At 46.8% G+C, this 20305-nt stretch carries 16 protein-coding genes; 13 read left to right on the top strand and 3 right to left on the bottom strand.

Annotated features, from left to right (window positions below; all coding sequences use genetic code 11):
* Positions 1–71: 71 nt before the first annotated feature.
* From V5298_RS02865 to V5298_RS02830, 8 genes are all read left to right on the top strand, one after another.
* Complete coding sequence (locus tag V5298_RS02865) at positions 72–839, top strand: glucose 1-dehydrogenase (RefSeq protein WP_332929959.1); 768 nt, start codon at positions 72–74, stop codon at positions 837–839.
* A gap of 50 nt (positions 840–889) precedes the next feature.
* Entirely contained in the window at positions 890–2134 is a 1245-nt protein-coding gene (locus V5298_RS02860) for an Nramp family divalent metal transporter (RefSeq protein ID WP_332929958.1), read from the top strand.
* 10 nt (positions 2135–2144) lie between these two features.
* Complete coding sequence (locus tag V5298_RS02855) at positions 2145–2627, top strand: gluconokinase (protein ID WP_332929957.1); 483 nt, start codon at positions 2145–2147, stop codon at positions 2625–2627.
* A gap of 55 nt (positions 2628–2682) precedes the next feature.
* The gene (locus V5298_RS02850; protein ID WP_416351136.1) at positions 2683–4938 is read left to right on the top strand and encodes a polysaccharide lyase 6 family protein; all 2256 of its coding nucleotides are present in this window, start codon (positions 2683–2685) and stop codon (positions 4936–4938) included.
* A 181-nt stretch (positions 4939–5119) separates the two neighbouring features.
* Entirely contained in the window at positions 5120–5677 is a 558-nt protein-coding gene (locus V5298_RS02845) for a DJ-1/PfpI family protein (protein WP_332929956.1), read from the top strand.
* Positions 5678–5703: 26 nt separating this feature from the next.
* Complete coding sequence (locus V5298_RS02840) at positions 5704–6096, top strand: ribbon-helix-helix domain-containing protein (protein WP_332929955.1); 393 nt, start codon at positions 5704–5706, stop codon at positions 6094–6096.
* A 144-nt stretch (positions 6097–6240) separates the two neighbouring features.
* Complete coding sequence (locus tag V5298_RS02835; RefSeq protein WP_332929954.1) at positions 6241–8637, top strand: TonB-dependent receptor; 2397 nt, start codon at positions 6241–6243, stop codon at positions 8635–8637.
* Positions 8638–8672: 35 nt separating this feature from the next.
* On the top strand, positions 8673–10037 hold the full coding sequence (locus tag V5298_RS02830; RefSeq protein WP_332929953.1) for a 5-methyltetrahydrofolate--homocysteine methyltransferase: 1365 nt from the start codon (positions 8673–8675) through the stop codon (positions 10035–10037).
* 58 nt (positions 10038–10095) lie between these two features.
* On the opposite strand, the gene V5298_RS02825 is transcribed toward V5298_RS02830, so the two are convergent.
* The gene (locus V5298_RS02825) at positions 10096–10782 is read right to left on the bottom strand and encodes a DUF3299 domain-containing protein (protein ID WP_332929952.1); all 687 of its coding nucleotides are present in this window, start codon (positions 10780–10782) and stop codon (positions 10096–10098) included.
* A 197-nt stretch (positions 10783–10979) separates the two neighbouring features.
* On the opposite strand from V5298_RS02825, the gene V5298_RS02820 reads away from it, so the two are divergent.
* Together V5298_RS02820 and sugE are read left to right on the top strand one after the other, a co-directional pair.
* Positions 10980–11888: an endonuclease/exonuclease/phosphatase family protein gene (locus tag V5298_RS02820; protein WP_332929951.1), complete on the top strand. Its 909-nt coding sequence runs from the start codon at positions 10980–10982 to the stop codon at positions 11886–11888.
* A gap of 154 nt (positions 11889–12042) precedes the next feature.
* The gene (sugE, locus tag V5298_RS02815; protein ID WP_332929950.1) at positions 12043–12360 is read left to right on the top strand and encodes a quaternary ammonium compound efflux SMR transporter SugE; all 318 of its coding nucleotides are present in this window, start codon (positions 12043–12045) and stop codon (positions 12358–12360) included.
* A 24-nt stretch (positions 12361–12384) separates the two neighbouring features.
* On the opposite strand, the gene hmpA is transcribed toward sugE, so the two are convergent.
* Positions 12385–13575: an NO-inducible flavohemoprotein gene (gene hmpA / locus V5298_RS02810; RefSeq protein ID WP_332929949.1), complete on the bottom strand. Its 1191-nt coding sequence runs from the start codon at positions 13573–13575 to the stop codon at positions 12385–12387.
* Between the two features lie 233 nt (positions 13576–13808).
* Between hmpA and norR the strand changes: the two genes are divergently transcribed.
* The gene (gene norR, locus V5298_RS02805; protein WP_332929948.1) at positions 13809–15404 is read left to right on the top strand and encodes a nitric oxide reductase transcriptional regulator NorR; all 1596 of its coding nucleotides are present in this window, start codon (positions 13809–13811) and stop codon (positions 15402–15404) included.
* Positions 15405–15552: 148 nt separating this feature from the next.
* Here norR and V5298_RS02800 read toward each other — a convergent pair whose 3' ends face one another.
* The gene (locus V5298_RS02800; RefSeq protein WP_332929947.1) at positions 15553–16845 is read right to left on the bottom strand and encodes an NAD(P)/FAD-dependent oxidoreductase; all 1293 of its coding nucleotides are present in this window, start codon (positions 16843–16845) and stop codon (positions 15553–15555) included.
* Between the two features lie 602 nt (positions 16846–17447).
* On the opposite strand from V5298_RS02800, the gene V5298_RS02795 reads away from it, so the two are divergent.
* On the top strand, positions 17448–18626 hold the full coding sequence (locus tag V5298_RS02795) for a porin (protein ID WP_332929946.1): 1179 nt from the start codon (positions 17448–17450) through the stop codon (positions 18624–18626).
* 141 nt (positions 18627–18767) lie between these two features.
* The gene (locus tag V5298_RS02790; protein ID WP_332929945.1) at positions 18768–20285 is read left to right on the top strand and encodes an aldehyde dehydrogenase family protein; all 1518 of its coding nucleotides are present in this window, start codon (positions 18768–18770) and stop codon (positions 20283–20285) included.
* Positions 20286–20305: the final 20 nt, after the last annotated feature.

Here is a 20305-nt window from a genome sequence, read left to right as displayed (position 1 = left end):
AATTACGCGTCAAAAGCATGTCTCCACCACAGCTAAACACGACTTTTTTTCATTCGATGGTAGATACACATATGAACTCATTATCTGGTAAAAATGTATTGGTCACCGGCGGCGCCAGTGGTATTGGCGGTGCCATTTCAGCAGAGCTTGCATCACAAGGTGCACGGGTAATCGTCCATTACTTTCGCTCTAAAGACGCAGTGGAAGAATTAGAAAAAGAAGTCAAAGCCAGCGGTGTGGGTGAAATCATCCCGTTACAGGCAGATCTTACGCAAGAAGCCACGGTGACGGCCTTTGCCGCGCAGGTAAAAAGTCACTTTGACACCCTGGATGTATTGGTGAATAACACCGGCGATCTCGTTGAAAGGCATACCCTAGACGACATTGAAAATACATTCTGGGAAAAGGTTATGGCCGTGAATGTGACATCCATGATGATGGTTAGCCGTGCCATGTTGCCGCTGCTGCAAAACGCCAAAGAAGGGGCTTCTATTGTTAACCTTTCCTCTCTGGCTGGCCGTAAAGGCGGCCACGGCGGCTCCTTAGCTTATTCCACCTCAAAAGGGGCAGTACTCACCTTTACCCGCTCTTTGGCAGCGGAACTGGCAGCCGATGATATTCGCGTCAACGCCGTTACCCCTGGTTTAATTTTAGGTACCCGCTTTCATGCAACCCACACCACCGATGAGTCTGCCAATAAAACCATTAGCGAAATTCCGTTAAAACGGGCAGGAAACCCAATGGATGTGGCACGGGCTGTGGCATTTCTCGCCTCGGAGTACAGCGGATTTATTACCGGCGCAACCTTAGACATCAACGGTGGCGTTTATATGGCGTAAGCCGCAAAAAGTACCCTACACGTACATATAACAAGAACAGAGGTAGCAAGATGTCATCACTATTAAAAAAAATAATGGCGTTCGGGCCCGCGTTTTTTGCCATAGGCTACACCATTGGAACGGGCAGTGTGACGTCCATGATCGTTGCTGGCAGCACCTATGGCATGGATTTGCTTTGGGTATTATTTTTAAGCTGTTTGTTTTCCGGGGCACTTATTTACGCCTACGGTAACTATGCCATTGTTACCGGTGAAACCGCCCTATACAGCTTCAAAAAACACCTGAAATTCGGTCGTCCTATCGCCATTCTTATTATCATTGGTGTGACATTTGGCCAATGGAACTCCCTCATGGGTATTTTGGGTATCTCCTCGAATATTATCTATGAAATGCTGGCCCTGTATGCCCCCTCATTAAAGCCCTACAAATACGAATTAGTGCTGGGCATTGCCGTCTGCGTAATTGGCATCATGTACGCCATTATGCTCATCGGTAAATATTCGTTGTTCGAAAAAATACTGGTGATGTTCGTTTCCTGTATGGGCCTCTCCTTTGTCTTTTCCTTGTTTATTGTGCATCCCATGCCCGCTGAAGTGGTGGCCGGTTTTGTCCCCTCAATCCCTCAGGTTGAAGGCGGAAAAATGATGGTTGCCGCCTTTGTCGGCACCACCATGGCCGCGGCGACCTTTTTATCTCGACCTTTGTTTATTCAAGGTAAAGGATGGGGAATGGCCAACTTAAAGCAGCAAAAGAAAGATGCTTTTGTAGCGGCATTTTTGGTGTTTATTATCAGTGCCTCTGTGATGGCGGTGGCCCAAGGAGCCTTGTTTCACGAAGGAAAAAAAATCACCCATGTATTAGATATGGTAAATGCCCTTGAACCCATTGCCGGAAAAACCGCTTTAACGGTATTCTTTTTTGGCACCCTTGCCGCCGGACTCTCTTCAGTCTTTCCCTGTTTATTAATTGCCCCCTTGCTCATTGCCGATTATCGTTCAGGTAAACTCGATACCAACTCCAAGCAATTTAGAATTATCACCGGTATTGCCTGCATAGTGGCACTTATCATTCCCGTGTTTGGCTTTAACCCCATAAAAGGGCAGATTTTATCCCAGGTCTTTAATGTTTTTGTTTTACCACTGGTGGTTGCCGGCATTTTGATCATGATAAATAAACGGGAGTTAATGAAAAACTATGCCCCCGGCAAGCTATTAAATAGCCTGCTTGGCCTGGCTTTATTGTTTGCCATTGTCATTTCGGTCAATGGCATCATTGCCATTGCTGAACAAGTTTAAGGAGACATAAATGATCATTGTTGTGGCCGGTGTCTCCGGCACGGGCAAATCCACTATTGGTAAAGCCATTAGCGAACACTTACAGCTACCATTTTTTGATGCGGATGATTTTCATCCCCCATCCAATATCAACAAAATGCAGTCTGGATTGGCCCTTACCGATGAAGATCGCTGGCCGTGGCTGGAAAAACTCGCCGCCTTGTTGGCCCAGTATGAAAAACGTGAAGGTGCGGTACTGGCGTGTTCCGCATTAAAAGAATCTTACCGACGGGTGTTGATGAGAAATGGCACCCTTCCGGTTAAATGGATCATGCTGACCGGTAGCGCCGAATTATTAGCGCAACGACTGTCAGCCAGGAAAAACCATTTTTTTGATGGCCGCTTACTCGCCACACAATTATCCACCTTAGAGTTACCCGAATATGGTCTGACTGTGGATGTATCCGACTCAGTTGAGTCCATCGTTACCAACGCACTCAACTATATTAGATAAGGTTATCTGACGCCGTGACTTTTAAATGGATTTTTTTAAAAGTACGGAACTGAAAATGAGGAATTTAATTATGTTTGGAATGCCAAGGTTGCAAATCCAAAAATCGTTTATCGCTCTATTATTATTCATGTTTCATCAAATTTCCGTCGCCCAGGTGGTGGCAAACATCGACCAGTTTAACGACGCTGTTGAACAGGCAAAACCGGGCGATACCATCGTGATGGCTAACGGTGAATGGCATGATGTTGAACTGGTATTTAAAGGAACAGGAACGGAACAAAACCCCATTACGTTAAAAGCGCAAACCCCGGGAATGGTGAAAATCACCGGTATTTCTAACTTGAGCTTTTCCGGTGAGTATCTGGTTGTCGACGGCCTGCTATTTACCGACGGGCATACGCCAACCGGTGAAGTCATCGCCTTTCGTACCTCACCCGATGAACTGGCGAATCACTCGCGATTAACCAACACCGTGATAGATAATTTTAGTCACCCTGAAAGAGAACTCTCTGATCTGTGGGTGGCCATTTATGGCAAACATAATCACATCGATCACAATTCATTTATTAATAAACGAAATCGGGGTGTCACCGTTGCGGTGCGCATGAACTCAGAAGGCAGCCGCGAAAACCATCACGTTATTGAGTACAACTACTTTGGACCACGACAAGTATTAGGCGCAAACGGTGGTGAAACGCTGCGTATTGGCACCAGCCATTTTTCCCGGGAATACGCCAACACATTAGTGCAATACAACTACTTTGATCGTACCAGTGGTGAGCACGAGATCATTTCCAACAAATCCAGTGGAAACACCTTCAAAGGCAACGTATTTTTCGAAGCCCAAGGCACATTAACCATGCGCCATGGCCATTACACCACGGTAGAAAATAACTACTTTTTAGGCAACCGAAAACCCAATACCGGTGGTATTCGAATTATTAATGAACACCAAACCGTGAATAACAATTACCTCTATGGATTAACCGGCCGCCGTTTCCGCGGCGCACTGGTGATCATGAATGGGGTGCCAAATTCACCGCCAAACCGATACGACCCCGTTATTGATTCGGCCATGAATAATAACGTGGTAATCGATAGCGATTACATTCAGCTTGGTGCGGGTGCCGACGAAGAACGCTCTGCGCCGCCCACCACCACTGAAATGAAAAACAACATTATATTGGGTAAGCAAAACCTCAACCCTATCACTGTTTTTGATGATGTATCCGGCATTGAATTTGCTGGCAACTTCCTTAACCAAGATGCTCAAAACCCCATTGGCCGCGGATTTACCAAGGTGCCCTATGCCATTTCTAAAAACGAAAATGGCTTGTATGTGCCAGACTCGTCGTTACTCCATGCCATTGACTTCGGCGACGTCAAATTACCGGTTGAAAAGGCTGACACAGGGGCGCCCTATTACCCTAAAAAAGACCATCAGGTGGCGTTTAAAAGTGGCAAAACCATTACCGTTAAACCCGGCATAGATACCTTAGCTAAGGCACTGGCAAAAAGTGAAGCCGGCGATATTCTGGTTCTTGAAAATGGCGCTGACTACCTGCTCACTCGCTTTGCTACCGTACACCACCCCATCACCATTATGGCCAAAGCCGGTGACAAACCGGTGATCCGTTCTGAAAAACCGGCGTTTATTGTCATTGAAAATGGCGGCGCGCTGGAAGTGGAAAACCTATGGTTTGACGGCGCTGCATCACCGGATTACAAAGGTAACAGCATCATTAGAACCAGTCGCTATTCCATGAATATCAATTACGCATTGTCAGTGAAGAACGTGAAAGTCACCGATCTTGATATCAATGGTTACTTCTATTTCTTCAAAGCCCATCCAGGTACCTTTGCCGATTATATTGAGATCCTGGATTCTGACATGCACAACATTACCGGAGCCGTCCTGTCCCTTGATAAAGAAACCGAAGATCTGGGCGTTTACAGCGTAGAAAATCTGACCATAAAAGGAAACACCTTCTCTGATATCGAGGAAGAAGTGGTTACGGTATACCGTGGTGGATTTGATGAAAGTACCTTTGGTCCTATGGTCACAGTATCAGATAACGAGATAACAAATGTAGGGAAAGGAAAAACTCACAGAACCGGTGCATCCATGTATTTTCATGGTGTACAGAATCTGCAAATCAACGATTCGACCTTTAAAGATAGCGCACCGATTTCCTTGTACCTCACCAATGGCGAACCCATTACGGTACTTAAAAACCTTAACATGATTAACACGCCTGAAATTAAATCCAATAGTGATGCCTATACGGCAACCCATATCACCTATCAATAAAAGCAAGTCACAAGATCGCCAGCCTATATCCCCTAGGCTGGCGTTACACTTGACGCCCCAACCCTTCCAGTAAGCTCTTTTGTCCTATGTAGTATTATAATATTACCTACTCCTGCCTTAGATATGCTCATATGAATAAGTTGTAACAGTGAAATTTACACTCTATTAACAGGACAAGGTTATGAGCAAAATATTAATGATTACCGGCGATTTTGTGGAAGATTATGAAAATATGGTGCCATTTCAGGCGCTTCAAGCCTGTGGGCATGATGTTGATGCCGTCTGTCCGGATAAAAAAGCCGGCCAAACCGTAAAAACCGCTATCCACGATTTTGAAGGTGATCAAACTTATACTGAAAAACCTGGCCACAACTTTGCGTTAAATGCGAGTTTTGATGACGTTAATGTGGACGATTACGACGGCTTGTATATACCCGGCGGTCGTGCCCCAGAATACCTGCGCTTAAATAACAAGGTAATCGCTATGGTAAAAGCCTTTTTCGACGCCAATAAACCGGTAAGTTCTATTTGTCATGGCCCACAACTGCTGGCTGCCGCAGGCGTACTTGACGGTAAAAAGGTATCTGCTTATCCTGCTTGCGAACCGGAAATCAAATTGGCAGGCGCCACTTACGTCAGTGTCGGCATGGATGAAGCCATTACCGATGGAAAACTGGTCACAGGGCCTGCATGGCCTGCACACCCAGCATTGCTGCGTCAGTTTATGGCTTTACTGTAATCTATTGATTCAATTGGGAGGTTTTCATGTGCAGCTTGTTCATCAATGCGGATCCAAACTTGTGGAAGAGTACCACCCGCTCATTGCGCATTGATGGTGTGGTGACATCAATACGCATGGAAACCTTTTTTTGGAATATTCTGCAAGAAATTGCCTATCGCGACGATCTCGCCATCAACCAACTCATCACCAAGTTGTACCTTGAATCACTGGATGCCGATCACGATATCGGTAATTTCACGTCCTTTTTACGGGTCTGCTGTACCCGTTACCTCTCCATGGTGGCCGATGGTCATATTCAACGGGACAGTCTTCACCCACTTGGAGATATGGATGCCCAAAACCTGATCACTAAAGAAGCCCACTCTCTTGCCAAGCGTAAATCTCGCTTCTCAATGCCCCGCACAGATAAACATTAAAGCTTTGTAAATATGTAAAGATTTATCGAGCTAGTTTTTCGCCCTTACCCATAAAGGCTTATGGAACGGACGTTGACAAACCTTGCATTTGCAAAGTTGTTATAATATAACATAATGAAATTTTAACCCCGATATGGATGTGAGATGAAAAACAGGACCCAATTGGCGGTGCTTATGGGCATGCTACTGCCCGGTGCTGCCATGGCTGCAACGATAAACGGAGAGGCGCTAAACCAAGATGGTACGCCCCTTAAATATGCAACAGTAGAGATTGAATCACTGAACGTCACAGTCACTGCCGACAAAGACGGTAAGTTTACCTTGCCGGATCTTGCTCAAGGTGAGTATGTACTGCACATTGTGTCCCCAGGTTACGCGCACCTTCATCAAGCCGTACAAGTTAAAAATGGTGCGGTTGCGCCCATCTCATTTTATCTGAAACGTTCTCCCATCGAAGTGGTTGATATTGTTGCCTCGCCCATGCACATGTCCATTATGGAATCGGCGGCACCGGTAAGCGTATTAAGTGGCGAAACCCTGCGCCGTCAACAAGCCTCAACACTCGGAGACACATTAGAAAAGCAACCGGGAGTGCAAAGTAACTTTCATGGCAATGTGGCCAGTACGCCCATCATTCGCGGCTTAAGCGGCCCGCGAGTTTTAATAGCTCAAAACGGGTTGGATGTCAGTGATGTATCACGGGTCGGTCCCGATCACTCAGTAGCATCTGAGGCATCTACGTCTCAGCAAATAGAAGTATTGCGTGGTCCGGCCACCTTATTTTACGGCAGTGGTGCTATTGGTGGCGTCGTCAACGTGGTGGACGGACGGGTTCCCACTAGCAATGACACTCGAGGCGAATGGTCACTGGAAACTGATTCGGTGAACAATAAAAAACTGGCGGCATTTAACGTCACAACCGGTGCTGATGACATCGGCTTTTACGCCGATGGTTATTGGCGCGAAACCGATGATTATGACACCCCCGTAGCCCCTGACATTGACGACCCTGATGGCGCTCACACGGTTGAAAACAGCGCCGAAGAATCAAATGGTTTTACCCTAGGAACGAGTTATCTGTTTGATGAAGGCTATCTGGGGATCGCGGTAGAACAATTTAACCGTGAATACGGTATTCCCGGTCACTCTCATGGGGATGAAGAGGATCTGGACGAGGAAGAACAAGTCTACGCAGACCTTGAACAAACCAAGGTACAGCTGCTTGGTGAGTATAATGTAAACGGTGAATGGCTAAGACAACTACAGTTTAAAGCAGGCTACACCGACTATGAACATGCAGAAATCGAATTAGGAAGCGTTGGTACCCTGTTTGAAAATACCACCCAAGAAGTGCGTCTTGAACTGCTGCATAATAAAATTGCCAACTGGAATGGCGGCATCAGCTTGCATTACAAAAATGCCGACGTTTCAGCTCAAGGCGAAGAAGCCTTTACCCCACCCTCGGAAACCCAATTGCTGGCACTTGGTATCATGGAAGAACGGCATTTTGGCGACTTTTTAGTTCAGCTTGGTGCTCGAATCGAACGGGTGACTATCGATGCCCCCAATGTGCTACTGCCCGAACTGAGCGCACACAATCACGAAGACGAGGAAGAAGAAGACGAGCACGACCATGATCATGAGGAAGAAACCAGCGTAAGTCGAGTTTTCGCCGTTGACCAAACCTTCACCCCGGTCTCTGTCTCTGCCGGTATCGTGTGGGATTTCACGCCAGGCTACAATGTGGCACTGTCTGTATCTCGTTCTCAACGGGCACCCTCTGCCTCTGAACTCCTTTCTTTTGGTCCTCATATTGGTACAGGCACTTATGAAATAGGCGCCTTGTTCGCCCTCAGTGGCGATGAGGATGCGGCCTTTGCCTTGTCTGGCCAGGCTATCGATTTGGAAACCGCCAATAATATCGACATCAGTTTTAGAAAAACAGATGGCGATATCGGCTTTGTATTTAACGTATTTTATAACCAGGTAGATAACTACTACTACCAAACCAACACCGGTTTATTTGCCGAAAGCAGTCATGATCACGATCACGGCGAAGAAGAGGCCGAAACCGACGAGCATACTGACGAGCTACCGGTTTACCTATTTGGTGCTGATGATGCCATTCTTCATGGTTTTGAAGCCCAAATAGCATGGCAGGTTACCGATACCTTTAAAGCACAGATCTTTTCCGATTATGTCAGAGCCCGTTTAAAAGATGGGGGCGACTTGCCACGTACACCGCCCTTAAGATTTGGTACCCAACTCAGTTACGAAACAGAACAATATAGCGCGCACTTGGACATTACCCACTACGGCGAACAAGATCGTATTGCTGATTATGAAACCACAACTGACAGCTACACCTTAGTAGACGCCGTTGTCACCTATAATACGCAACTCTTTCAACAGGATATCGCCTTATTCTTAAAAGGCACAAACCTTACCGACACAGAAGCCCGTGTTCACACTTCATTTTTGAAAGATCTGGCGCCACGCCCCGGACGCAGCATCGGCATTGGCCTTAGAGGCTACTTCTAAATTTTTCAAATAATACGATTAAAAGGAACTCAATAATGAACACAAGCAGAAAGCTTAGCTACTTGGCCGTACTTATAGGCACGATCTTATTAACCGGTTGTGGCGATGCCGAAACCAATATCGTAGAGCAAGATCCCATTGTCGAGGACGATGATGATGGTGATCACGACCATGACGACGAATACACCATTGAAAGCTTAGGCCGGTTATCTGTCATGGATGCCGACACAAACGCCCTTGCGATATATGATTTGGATGATGGCAGCTTGCTCGATAGCTTTTCCGTTACCTATTCAGGCAGTGCCTTAAGCAGTTCGGCGGATTATCGCTTTGCCGTGATCACCAGCCGTAGCAACGATTTAGTCGAGTTTGTCGATAGTGGTTTATGGCGTGAAGATCATGTGGAACATTTACATGATTATGCGCAAGATCCAGTTATGTCTGACTACACCCTAACGGGTAGCAGTCCCACACATGTGGTTACCCATGATGGACAGATGGCGGTATTTTTTGACGGCGATGCCGACAGCAGTCAGGTTTCATCGGTTACCGTGCTTACCGACACCAATATAGCTGCACAATCAGATGACCTTGCTTCATTAACTTTCGATGTGAATATGCACGGTGTGGCTGAGCCCGTGGATGACATGTTAATTACCACTGTACGCAGAGAGGATAGTGACACCTTGTCCGCCAACCCTATTTTGCCAGACAGTGTGGGTATTTATCACCTTCACGACGGTGAATACGAACAGGAACAATTGTTCGCCGGTGAATGCCCAGACTTACACGGTGCAGCGGTAAACGACGATTATGCCGTGTTTGGATGTAGTGATGGCTTGTTGGTGCTACATGCCCATGACGAAGTCTATGAATCGACAAAAATTGGCAACACCGATGAGCTAACCGATACCCGCATCGGCAGCGTTTACGCCCATCATGATGCTGATACCTTTTTCGGCATTGCCTCGGTATCGGGAGAAAGCGGCGCAATCATCATGGCTATTGCCCCAGATGAAAGTGAAATGGAAGTGGTTGACTGGGAGCCTCAAACCGATGCAACACCCGTGAGTTATGGCTTCTCCTTTGATGGCGAGCACTTCTTGATTTTAGATGATCAAGGCTACCTTTCTATCTTAACGGCGCATCTGCACGATGATCACGAACATTGGGAAGTCACTGCCCGTGTTGACATCAGTGATGAAGATCTCACCACCATGCCCGAAGGCGTCAGCTTCAGTATGGCCATATCACAAAATGCCCATACAGTTTATGTTGCCGATCCCATTGCAGGGCACGTTCTTACCGTAGATTTGGATGACGCAGAGGTAACAAGCGATATTGAATTAACCGTGACACCGGCTGCCATAAGCTGGCTGGGCATTGCCGAAGAACACTAGATAAATCACCATAAAAAAACCGCCGATTTTTCTGGCGGTTTTTTTTATGTTTAGCCCCTTAATATCTTTCAAAATCATGTTCTCGTACATCGTCCGGCTGCCCTTCAAAAGGCGTGATGCTCACCGCATCCATCAAGTAGGCAGATGATCCCATGGGATCTTCAAACATAGAGGTTTGTAAAATGCCACTTACCGAAATAGGCTCGTTAATCTTTTCTATTTTTAATCCACCGGGCGTGCGTACATACACCATTTGATTAGGCGAAGGCGGTGGAAAATGGATACAAGCGCCATAATAAGGCACCAGAAAAAAACTCAGTATTTCATGTTCATCACCGGTGTCCATTGGCACGATAAAGCCGCTTAATTGAACCGACAGATTATTCATTTCAGGCACGGTTTCCATTGAATGGCGCAATGACTGATATTGGTCATCAAATGACGCTTGTAGTGCGGTAAAAATTTGTTCATGCAGCGGTAGGTCGACATTGGATTGATACTTTTGAAACACCTCGAACTCATCTTCAGGCAATAAGGTACTCCAGCCAATAATCCGGCGGGGTTGCCCTTCAAAGCGCTGCTGCAACAAGGGATCATCGGTAACATACACAGAGTTAGCACGTGATACGATCTGGGATACCAAGGCTGTGATGGAAGACGCCTTTAACACTATACCCACCCCACCAAGACACACTAAAGCCAATAGAATAGTGCGTGGTCTGCGGAAATAATTTGCTAATTTCATGAGAAAACCCTACGTTTAAAAATGGCATTAACAAGACCGCAGTAAGCGATTACCCAACCTCATTGAACACTAAAGACAAAGGTAGACAGCTATGTTATAACATAGTTTAGTTATGGTGGTTAATTATCTAATATTAAAGACGATGTTTTCCGCCTCCTATCACCTTGCCACGCCATGGGATAAAGGGCTAACCCACTATGAAAATAAACAACCTGCTTGTTATTGTAGCAAGCTTTCTCGTTCTATCCTGCACCACCGAAACCCCACAAGTTAACACTCCTGATACGGTCACCGAACAGCCTCTAAAAGTGGCAACATGGAATACAGAGCACCTCGCTTCGCCGGCTTTGTCAGGTTGTAAACCCAGACAGCCATCAGAACTAGAAGCAATGAAACGCTATGCCAAATCCTTGGATGCCGACATCATTGCCCTGCAAGAAGTGGCATCGAAAGCCGCCGTAGCGGCGATTTTCCCTGAGCCAACATGGCAAATTATTTTGTCGGCCCGCCCCGATAGTCCCGCTTATGAATGTCGGGGTTCGGGCTATACATCGACACAACAAAAAGTGGCTTTTGTGGTAAAAAACGCCCTGCCGATTTCCCATATCGAGACCTTCAAAGCATTAGCACTGAACATGCCGGGCTTGCGTTACGGATTAGCCATTACGGTGGATGAAGTGTCAGGCCCCATCACGTTGTTGAATGTACATTTAAAAAGTGGCTGCTTTGTTGATGATTACCAATCCAGCGATGAGCGATCATGCCAAATTTATGGCCGTCAAGCCTCCGTCTTAGAAGATTGGGTAGCCCAACAACAAGCTGCCCATCACAAATTTGTTATCATGGGCGATTTTAATCACCGGCTTTCCTTACCCCAAAATCGGTTTCGTCATGCCCTATTAAGCACAACACCCAGCCCTATTCTTGCCACTGATAACATGACTGGCTGCCACCCCCGTTATCCGGTGCCCATTGATCATATTATCCTAGGGGGGATCTCTGCCTCATCCATATTGTCACCGGTTCAGGTACATCCTTATGCTGACATGCACGAAGCGGCCATGTTAAGTGATCATTGCGCCGTTTCCTTAGCAATTATGCCTTAAGTCAGGCGTAATGCACATCGTACGGCGCGTGATGGTTTGCTAGAAGACCCATCTTCGGAAATAATAGCGCTCAGTGAACGAACAACAGGAAGTGGGGACGACCCCACCGCTCAATTTTCATCGGGGACGGCCTCATAAAAATTGAGAGGTATTGATGAACTGGATCTTTGTATTTGCTGCGGGCATTTTAGAAGTGTGCTGGGCGGTAGGGCTTAAATATTCTGATGGCTTTACAAAGCTCTGGCCGTCGGTTTTCACCGTGGTTTCCTTAACGGCCAGCTTTATTTTACTGGGATTGGCGCTAAAAAGTTTACCCGTTGGCACCGCCTACGCCATCTGGGTGGGGATCGGCGCCCTCGGCACGGCGGTCATGGGGATCCTTTTATTCGATGAATCTTCAGACGTGGTAAAGCTCGTTAGCTTAGGCTTAATATGCGCAGGTATTGTTGGCCTTAAAGTATCCCAAGCTTAAATTGACAACAAACCTGCGAGCACACTACAGGTTCTGGTGTGGGCCGAACAATTCGTAATGGATCTGATTATCCGCCACACCTGCATCCAGCAGCTGTTGTTTTATTCCCAACATAAAGGGCAATGGTCCACACAGATAAAACTCGCCGTCATTCAGCGGTAGCTGGGATTTTATCGCAGCAATATCCATTCGGCCTTCAAACTCACCCTCTTTGAGTTCGCCAGCGCGTTCATACCAGGTATAAACCGTTAAGTTCAGCGCACTTTGCAAGGATTTAACGTGTTCTTTAAATGAATGCTGACCTTCATGAATGCAAGCATGCAAATAGCTAACGGGGCGCTGCGTCTGTTGTTGGACTAAGGTATCCAGCATAGCTTGCATCGGCGTGAGCCCTACGCCTGCTGAAATCAGCACCACGGGAGCGTCGGATTGTTGAAGGAAAAAATCCCCTGCCGGTGGCATCGCTTCGATTTCATCACCTTCGTTAACATGATCATGTAAATAGTGGGATAAAACCCCCGCAGCATCAACCTCACCATCCCGTTTCACGCTAATACGGTAGGTTTTACCATTGGGTGAGGTAGATAAAGAGTATTGTCTAATTTCGTCGTAATCACTGCCTTGGGGACGCACTTTCACGCCTAAGTATTGACCTGGAAGATAATCAATCACTGGGCCACCATCTACGGGGGCCAACACGAAGCTTGTCACCAGTTCAGACTCCGGTGTTTTAGAAACAACACGAAAACGACGAAAATCTTTCCAGCCGCCTTCTTTTTGCGCCCGTGATTCGTACAATTCACCTTCTACCTTGATGAAGATATCGGCCAGTTGACCATAGGCGGCAGTCCAGGCCTCTTCAACTTCAGGGGTAAAGTCATCAGGGGCAAGCTCTCGCAGGGTTTCAATAAGATGATGGCCGACAATCGCATACTGCTCAGGCTGAATATTAAAGCTGGTATGCTTATGGGCAATACGCATCACCGCGTCGGTGAGTACATCCAGTTTATCAATGTTTTGGGCATAGGCCGCAATGGCCGCGAAAAGTGCCGCAGGCTGACGGCCACTTTTTTGGTGAGTCATATTAAACACATTTTTTAGCTCAGGATTATGCTTAAACATGCGCACATAAAAATGTTCAGTAATGGCCGTGCCGGCAGAAGCCAGTAAAGGAATGGTCGCTTTTACAGTATCGATATGAGTTTGACTTAGCATGGGTACACTCTAGTTAACGTAAAATGAGGAATAAAAGAAAAAAGCGGTTTTTCGATTACAAAGAAAGACTACTTAACCCTTCACATAGCTAACTTCATGCCAATTAAAATATCACTTAATATCAATAATTTATAAATACAAAGTCAATTATGTGTCATTTTGACATAATACAAAAAGAGTCAAAATGACTAAATCGTGTCATAATATATCTTTGTATTTAGGGTGACGCCATAATGACCAAGTTATCCAACCATGCACTTGTCAATTTTGCCATGGATTTAACCGCCGCATTAGAGCACAGCAATATCTATGAAAGCATCATAGGTGCCGTATGTGCCACCATCAACTGTGATGCCGCAGCGCTATTAATTTACCAAAAAGGCGTTCTTGAGCCGATGGCGCAACGGGGGCTAAGTCCCGATCTCATGGGCCGGCGCTTCGTGCTTGATGAGCATCCTCGGCTACACCAGATATGCCAACGCAAAGTCGTAATGCGGTTTCCCGCAGACTCGCCGTTACCGGATCCCTACGATGGCATGGTTATCGGTCACAGTGAAGATATGTCCGTACATTCGTGTATGGGCTTACCCTTATACAAACACGCCCAGCTTATGGGCGTACTGACCCTCGATAGCATAGAGCCCAATGTGTTTGATCAACTCGACGATGGTGCCCTCGATGTGATGGCTGAATTGGTTTCGCGGATCCTGGCCACGGCCCGCCGCATGGACAAACTTGAAAGCCAGTCATCTCACACACAAAACATATTGCGGGAATTAAATGAACAGGCAGGCGGGAAACATAACTCGGCAGAAATGATTGGCAATAGTAAAGCCATAAAAAAGCTCAGCAAAACCATCCGCCTGGCGGCACCTTCCGATTTAACCATTCTCATTGAAGGGGAAAGTGGAGTGGGCAAAGAGCTTGTCGCCCGCGCCATCCATCAGCAATCTAACCGTAAAGACAAGGCACTGGTTTACGTCAATTGCGCAGCAATCGCCAGACACCTCATAGAAAGTGAATTATTTGGTCATGTCAAAGGGGCGTTTACCAGTGCCAGCGAAGACCGCCAAGGCAAATTTCTACTGGCCGATGGTGGCACCTTGTTTCTTGATGAAATTGGCGAACTACCGCTAGAAGTGCAAGGAACATTATTACGGGCGATTCAAAATCAGGAAATTCAGGTGGTAGGTAAAGACCGACCGGTAAAAGTGAATGTGCGCATCGTAGCCGCCACAAACCGACGTATGGAAGAAGAGGTAAAAGCCCGCCGTTTTCGCGCCGATTTATACCACCGCCTAGGCGCCTTTCCCATCCACGTGCCCCCGCTAAGACAGCGACGGGATGATATTCCGCTATTGGCCGGTTATTTTGCGGAACAAACCCGGCGTAAATTGGGCTTACAACAACTCACTTTGGCCAGACAAACCCTGTCACACCTGATTGCATACCCATGGCCAGGAAATGTCCGTGAATTAGAACACGTGATCTCCAGAGCTGCATTGTACGCCAGGGAAGAAACCCCTCAGGGCATTACCATTATTACCCCTAAACACCTCAATGAATTAAACAGTGAACAAACGCTGCTCCCTTCTGTCAGTGAGAACACTCTCTCTAAGCAAGCTGTCGTCGATGACACCACAAATCACCCCATTAGTTTAAAAGATCAGACTCAGGCCTTTCAGCGTGAACTGATTTTAAAAACCTTAACGCAGTACAAGGGAAACTGGTCAAAAGCAGCCAAGCAATTATCTGTAGATAGAGCGAATTTAGCACGCCTTGCTAAGCGCATTGGCATAACGGTAAATAAGCAGGTGACAAGCCAATAACGTGCTCAAAAAAGTCGCAAAGCCACGAGAACGACTACAAAAAATGTCATTTCAATGTGAAAGATCTCGCTATTCTATCGTCAAGGAAAGGCTAATCACCGACAGGATCTCACCTTGTCGGTGATATTTCGTCATTAACCGTTTTTCGCTAGTGCAGTTTTAATTTTGGCCCCACAAAGTTACTGACTTTACGGCCGAGTAACGTCATGGTGCCCTTAAACCAGCCATGAACGGAAAACTGATGCATATTGTACAAAGAGATATACACCAAGCGGGCTAACCGGCCTTCAATGAACATGCTGCTGTTCACCAGAGAGCCCATTAAACTGCCCACCGTACTGTACTTACTTAAATGCACCAGTGAGCCGTAATCTTTATAGGTGTATGCTTTCATCGGTATGTGGTTGAAAATACCCATGATATTTTCTGCCGCCACGGTCGCCATTTGGTGAGCAGATTGGGCCCGAGGCGGTACCCAGGAACCGTCTTTTTGCTTAAAGCCACAACAATCACCAATTACAAAAATATGATCATCGACGGTGCTTTGTAGATATTCATTCACCAACACCTGATTGGCTTTATTGGTCTCAAAAATCCCCATATCCACAAGAAAATCCGGCGCTTTAACCCCCGCAGACCAAACCAATAAATCCGCCTCGATAGTGTTACCTTCTTTGGTCACAAAACCGTCTTTGGTGGCCTCAGAGACCATGGCTCCTTCTAGCACTTGAATTCCCAAATCGGTGAGGGCTTTTTTCGCCGCTCCGGCAATACGCTCGGGTAACGCCGGTAAAATACGTGGGCCGGCTTCAATAATGGAGACTTGCAGCCGTTCGGCTGACATCTCTGGCATACCGTATGCCCGCGCCAAATTGGCCACATGGTGTAATTGTGCCGCTAATTCAGTCCCAGTTGCCCCACCGCCAACAATGGCAACGTGCAAGGCCGTTTGTTCGGTGCACGATTGGTTGATCCGCAGCAACTGGTTTAACAATGCTTTGTGAAAGCGTTCCGCCTGAGCCAGAGAGTCGAGAAAATAGCAGTTCTCGGCCACACCTGGGGTGCCAAAATCATTACACACACTGCCCATGGCCAATACCAGGTAGTCATAATCAATGGTGCGCTCGGGAAGGATTTGGTTACCCTCTTCATCATTAAGGGGATCCAACACAATTCGCTTATTTTGTTGATCCAGATGGCGCATATTACCCAATTGAAACTGAAACTTGTGCCTTACTGCATGCATTCGATAGTCAACGCCATCGGAGTTTTTATCGATGACACCGGCAGCAACCTCATGCAATAACGGTTTCCAAACATGGGTTTTACTGCGGTCGACCAAGATAATTTCCGCTTTTCCTTTACGACCCAGCTTTTTACTTAAGCGTGTAACCAGCTCAAGTCCTCCCGCGCCCCCGCCTACAACGACGATTTTTTTCATGGTGGATCCTTAAATTCAATTTTTCCAGCTATAACATGCCAGTAGGGCATCTCATAGCTCGAAAAACTGACGACTCAAAACCCCGTTTTGTACACATAACGCAATAATGAAGAAAAAGAGAGATGGATGTCGGATGCGGCACTTATATCAGGACATCCATCCTATTTATCAATGAATAAAACGACTAATCCTATAATTTAAAGGACGATTCGGAAAAACCGGATTATCCCTTAATCACCTTTAGCGGTAGCCATTATTCTCTCGTAATAACGAGGGCACAAATAGTAAGCATAAAACCCCAGTCTGAGAAGCGATATTAGAGGTCTATTATGGGCTATTTCTCTACGACTCTTTAACCCGACCTGAAGCCACTGGCATACCTACTACTTTGGTACCAATACCATGGTGCCGTTATTGCAAAAGACTAAAGTGTAACGGAAAAGACCCTATCGGGGAGTTTTCAATTTTGTCCCCGACAACAATACTCGTTACACATCACAACAGTCTTCTGACAACGCATCAGAGACATGGGTGAGAGCGACCCGGGATCGAAGTTCATGTTGCTCAACCAAATAAAAATTCAATTTAAAAAGGTAAAACACATGAACAACCAAAACAAACGCCTTAAATTACGACCTGTTGCCTTCGCCTTAACCACCTTCGTTAGCACCGCCTCTTTTGGCGCGATCACACTGTATGACGATAGCGAAGTGGGCACCGTCTCTGTGGACGCCTCATTTAACACCTTTTATGCAAACAGCAGTACTGACAGTGAAATCACTGGCATCGAACGGGATCAATCCCGGGTAAAAATGGGCTTCCTACCCAACTGGTTGGGAATGAATTTCAGTAAAGACATCAACGGCCTGAAAGTGGGTGGACGCAGTTCATTTTGGGTCAGTATTAATGACAGTAACTCAGGCTTGACCTCTACCGGCATTGATGTCAGACAATTTTACGCCACCGTAGGAGCCAACTGGGGCGAAATATTAATTGGTAAAGATTTTACCCTGTTTAACCGCAGCAATATTTTTATGGATGAGATGCTACAAGGCTACGGTAACGTTAATGACACCTTAGGGCTGATTGACGGTCAAGGCGTGTCCTTCGGTAACATTGGTAGTGGTTACACCTATCCCTTCCCTACCGCTCAAATTACTTACCGTTCACCGGAATTTGGCGGTGGCTTCAAACTGGCGGTGGGACTGATCGATCCATCAAACACCTCTACCGATGACGGCGCCAACAGAGAAAGCGAAGAGAGTCGGCCTCGTATCGAAGCAGAACTGACCTACACCACTAAGTTTGACGACGGCATGTTCAATGCGTGGGTTGGATTCCTGAACCAAACAACTGAAAGTGATATCGAAGGAGATGTGGACTCCAACGGCGTGTCTTACGGCGCAAAAGTTAACCTGGGTAGTTTTGCTTTACATGCCTCAGGTTTCTCTGGCGATGCCATCGGATTTTTACTTGGCCCTACGGACAACGCCCTGGATTTACAAAGTCTCTTGTATGAAGAAGGTGACGAAGTAGAAAGCAGCGGGTATCTGGTACAGGGCTCTTACAAAACCACCAATAACCGCTTTGTTTTATCTTACGGCAACACAGAAGTGGAAACCGAAACCCCTTGGGAAATGGACGCCACCCAGGCGGCATGGTTCTACAACGTCAACAGTAATGTGACCTTCGTACTTGAATACAGCATGAACGAAATATCCATCGGAGATGCGACGGAAGACACCGATACCATTGCCATTGGTGGCATTGTGAATTTCTAAGCCCTGGCTTTCATTGCCAGAGAAAACCAGGACACTCATTTCCGGTCACCGGGGCCGGAGCAACAGGGCACTATCATTACTCTGTAAGCTAAATCCCGGCATCTGGCAACGCTTTTAAAATTGAAAACCGGAGTAATAATTATGATTTACGCAGCACCTGGACAACCAGACTCAGTAGTAACGTTTAAAGAACAATACGGCAACTATATTGGTGGCGAATGGGTCGCCCCAGTAAAAGGTCAGTACTTCGACAACGTTTCGCCGGTGAACAACGAAGTGTTCTGTTCCATTCCTCGCTCTACCGCAGAGGATATTGAACTGGCACTGGATGCCGCTCACAAAGCAAAAACTGCTTGGGGCAAAGCTTCCGTCACCGAACGTTCTAAATTGCTTCTTAAAATTGCCGATCGCATTGAAGCCCACCTTGAAACACTTGCGGTAGCGGAAACCTGGGACAACGGTAAAGCCGTGCGTGAAACACTGAATGCCGATGTACCCTTAGCCGCCGATCACTTCCGTTATTTCGCCGGTTGTATCCGTGCTCAGGAAGGCGGCATCAGTGAAATCGACAACAACACCGTGGCCTATCATTTCCACGAACCCCTTGGCGTAGTAGGGCAAATCATTCCCTGGAACTTCCCCTTGTTAATGGCTGCCTGGAAACTGGCTCCTGCCTTGGCGGCGGGTAACTGTGTTGTGCTTAAACCGGCAGAACAAACTCCAGCCTCTATTCTGGTATTCGCTGAACTGGTGGGTGACCTGTTACCTCCCGGTGTCCTCAATATTGTCAATGGTTACGGCGCTGAAGCTGGACAAGCCCTGGCAACGAGCACACGGATTGCCAAAATTGCTTTTACCGGCTCCACCCCGGTTGGCGCACACATTCTAAAATGTGCCGCGGACAACATTATTCCATCAACCGTAGAACTGGGTGGAAAATCGCCTAACATTTACTTTAGCGATGTAATGAAACAAGAAGACGAGTTCTTGAGCAAATGTGTGGAAGGTATGGTTCTCGCCTTCTTTAACCAAGGCGAAGTCTGTACCTGTCCTTCCCGTGCATTGATTCAGGAAGATATGTATGACGACTTTATCTCACTCGTTGTAGCACGTACGCAGCAAATTAAACGGGGTAACCCGCTGGATACGGAAACTCAAGTGGGTGCCCAGGCCTCTGCCGAACAATATGACAAGATCTTAGGTTATCTGGAATTGGGTAAAAAAGAAGGTGCTGAAGTGCTTATCGGTGGTGGTCCAGCCAATATCGAAGGCTTCAGCAAAGGCTTTTATATCGAACCTACACTGCTTAAAGGCCGCAATGACATGCGGGTTTTCCAGGAAGAGATCTTCGGTCCTGTGGTGGGCATTACCACCTTTAAAGACGAAGCCGAAGCCTTGGCCATCGCCAACGATACCGAGTTTGGTTTAGGTGCCGGTTTATGGACACGGGATACTAACCGCGCTTATCGCATGGGTCGTGGTATTCAAGCAGGACGGGTGTGGATGAACTGCTATCACGCTTACCCTGCCCACGCTGCCTTTGGTGGTTATAAGAAATCAGGGGTGGGCCGTGAAAACCACAAGATGATGTTAGATCATTATCAGCAAACTAAAAACATGCTGGTGAGCTATGACATCAACCCTCTGGGCTTTTTCTAAAAGCGTTGCCTGAGAAGGCG

The organism is Alteromonas sp. 14N.309.X.WAT.G.H12, assembly GCF_036697315.1.
In the GTDB taxonomy this organism is placed as follows: Bacteria; Pseudomonadota; Gammaproteobacteria; order Enterobacterales; family Alteromonadaceae; genus Alteromonas.
The sequence above is the reverse complement of the archived record's forward strand: the minus strand, read 5'-3'. Positions and strand labels throughout refer to the sequence as shown.

Bases quoted from the DNA above. Each gene is read 5' to 3' on its own strand.
- V5298_RS02855 (WP_332929957.1), top strand. From the start codon at position 2,145: ATGATCATTGTTGTGGCCGGTGTCTCCGGCACGGGCAAATCCACTATT.
- V5298_RS02795 (WP_332929946.1), top strand. From the start codon at position 17,448: ATGAACAACCAAAACAAACGCCTTAAATTACGACCTGTTGCCTTCGCC.
- V5298_RS02820 (WP_332929951.1), top strand. From the start codon at position 10,980: ATGAAAATAAACAACCTGCTTGTTATTGTAGCAAGCTTTCTCGTTCTA.
- V5298_RS02835 (WP_332929954.1), top strand. From the start codon at position 6,241: ATGAAAAACAGGACCCAATTGGCGGTGCTTATGGGCATGCTACTGCCC.
- V5298_RS02840 (WP_332929955.1), top strand. From the start codon at position 5,704: ATGTGCAGCTTGTTCATCAATGCGGATCCAAACTTGTGGAAGAGTACC.
- V5298_RS02865 (WP_332929959.1), top strand. From the start codon at position 72: ATGAACTCATTATCTGGTAAAAATGTATTGGTCACCGGCGGCGCCAGT.
- V5298_RS02825 (WP_332929952.1), bottom strand. From the start codon at position 10,782: ATGAAATTAGCAAATTATTTCCGCAGACCACGCACTATTCTATTGGCT.
- V5298_RS02860 (WP_332929958.1), top strand. From the start codon at position 890: ATGTCATCACTATTAAAAAAAATAATGGCGTTCGGGCCCGCGTTTTTT.
- V5298_RS02800 (WP_332929947.1), bottom strand. From the start codon at position 16,845: ATGAAAAAAATCGTCGTTGTAGGCGGGGGCGCGGGAGGACTTGAGCTG.
- V5298_RS02830 (WP_332929953.1), top strand. From the start codon at position 8,673: ATGAACACAAGCAGAAAGCTTAGCTACTTGGCCGTACTTATAGGCACG.
- V5298_RS02850 (WP_416351136.1), top strand. From the start codon at position 2,683: ATGAGGAATTTAATTATGTTTGGAATGCCAAGGTTGCAAATCCAAAAA.
- sugE (WP_332929950.1), top strand. From the start codon at position 12,043: ATGAACTGGATCTTTGTATTTGCTGCGGGCATTTTAGAAGTGTGCTGG.
- hmpA (WP_332929949.1), bottom strand. From the start codon at position 13,575: ATGCTAAGTCAAACTCATATCGATACTGTAAAAGCGACCATTCCTTTA.
- V5298_RS02845 (WP_332929956.1), top strand. From the start codon at position 5,120: ATGAGCAAAATATTAATGATTACCGGCGATTTTGTGGAAGATTATGAA.
- norR (WP_332929948.1), top strand. From the start codon at position 13,809: ATGACCAAGTTATCCAACCATGCACTTGTCAATTTTGCCATGGATTTA.
- V5298_RS02790 (WP_332929945.1), top strand. From the start codon at position 18,768: ATGATTTACGCAGCACCTGGACAACCAGACTCAGTAGTAACGTTTAAA.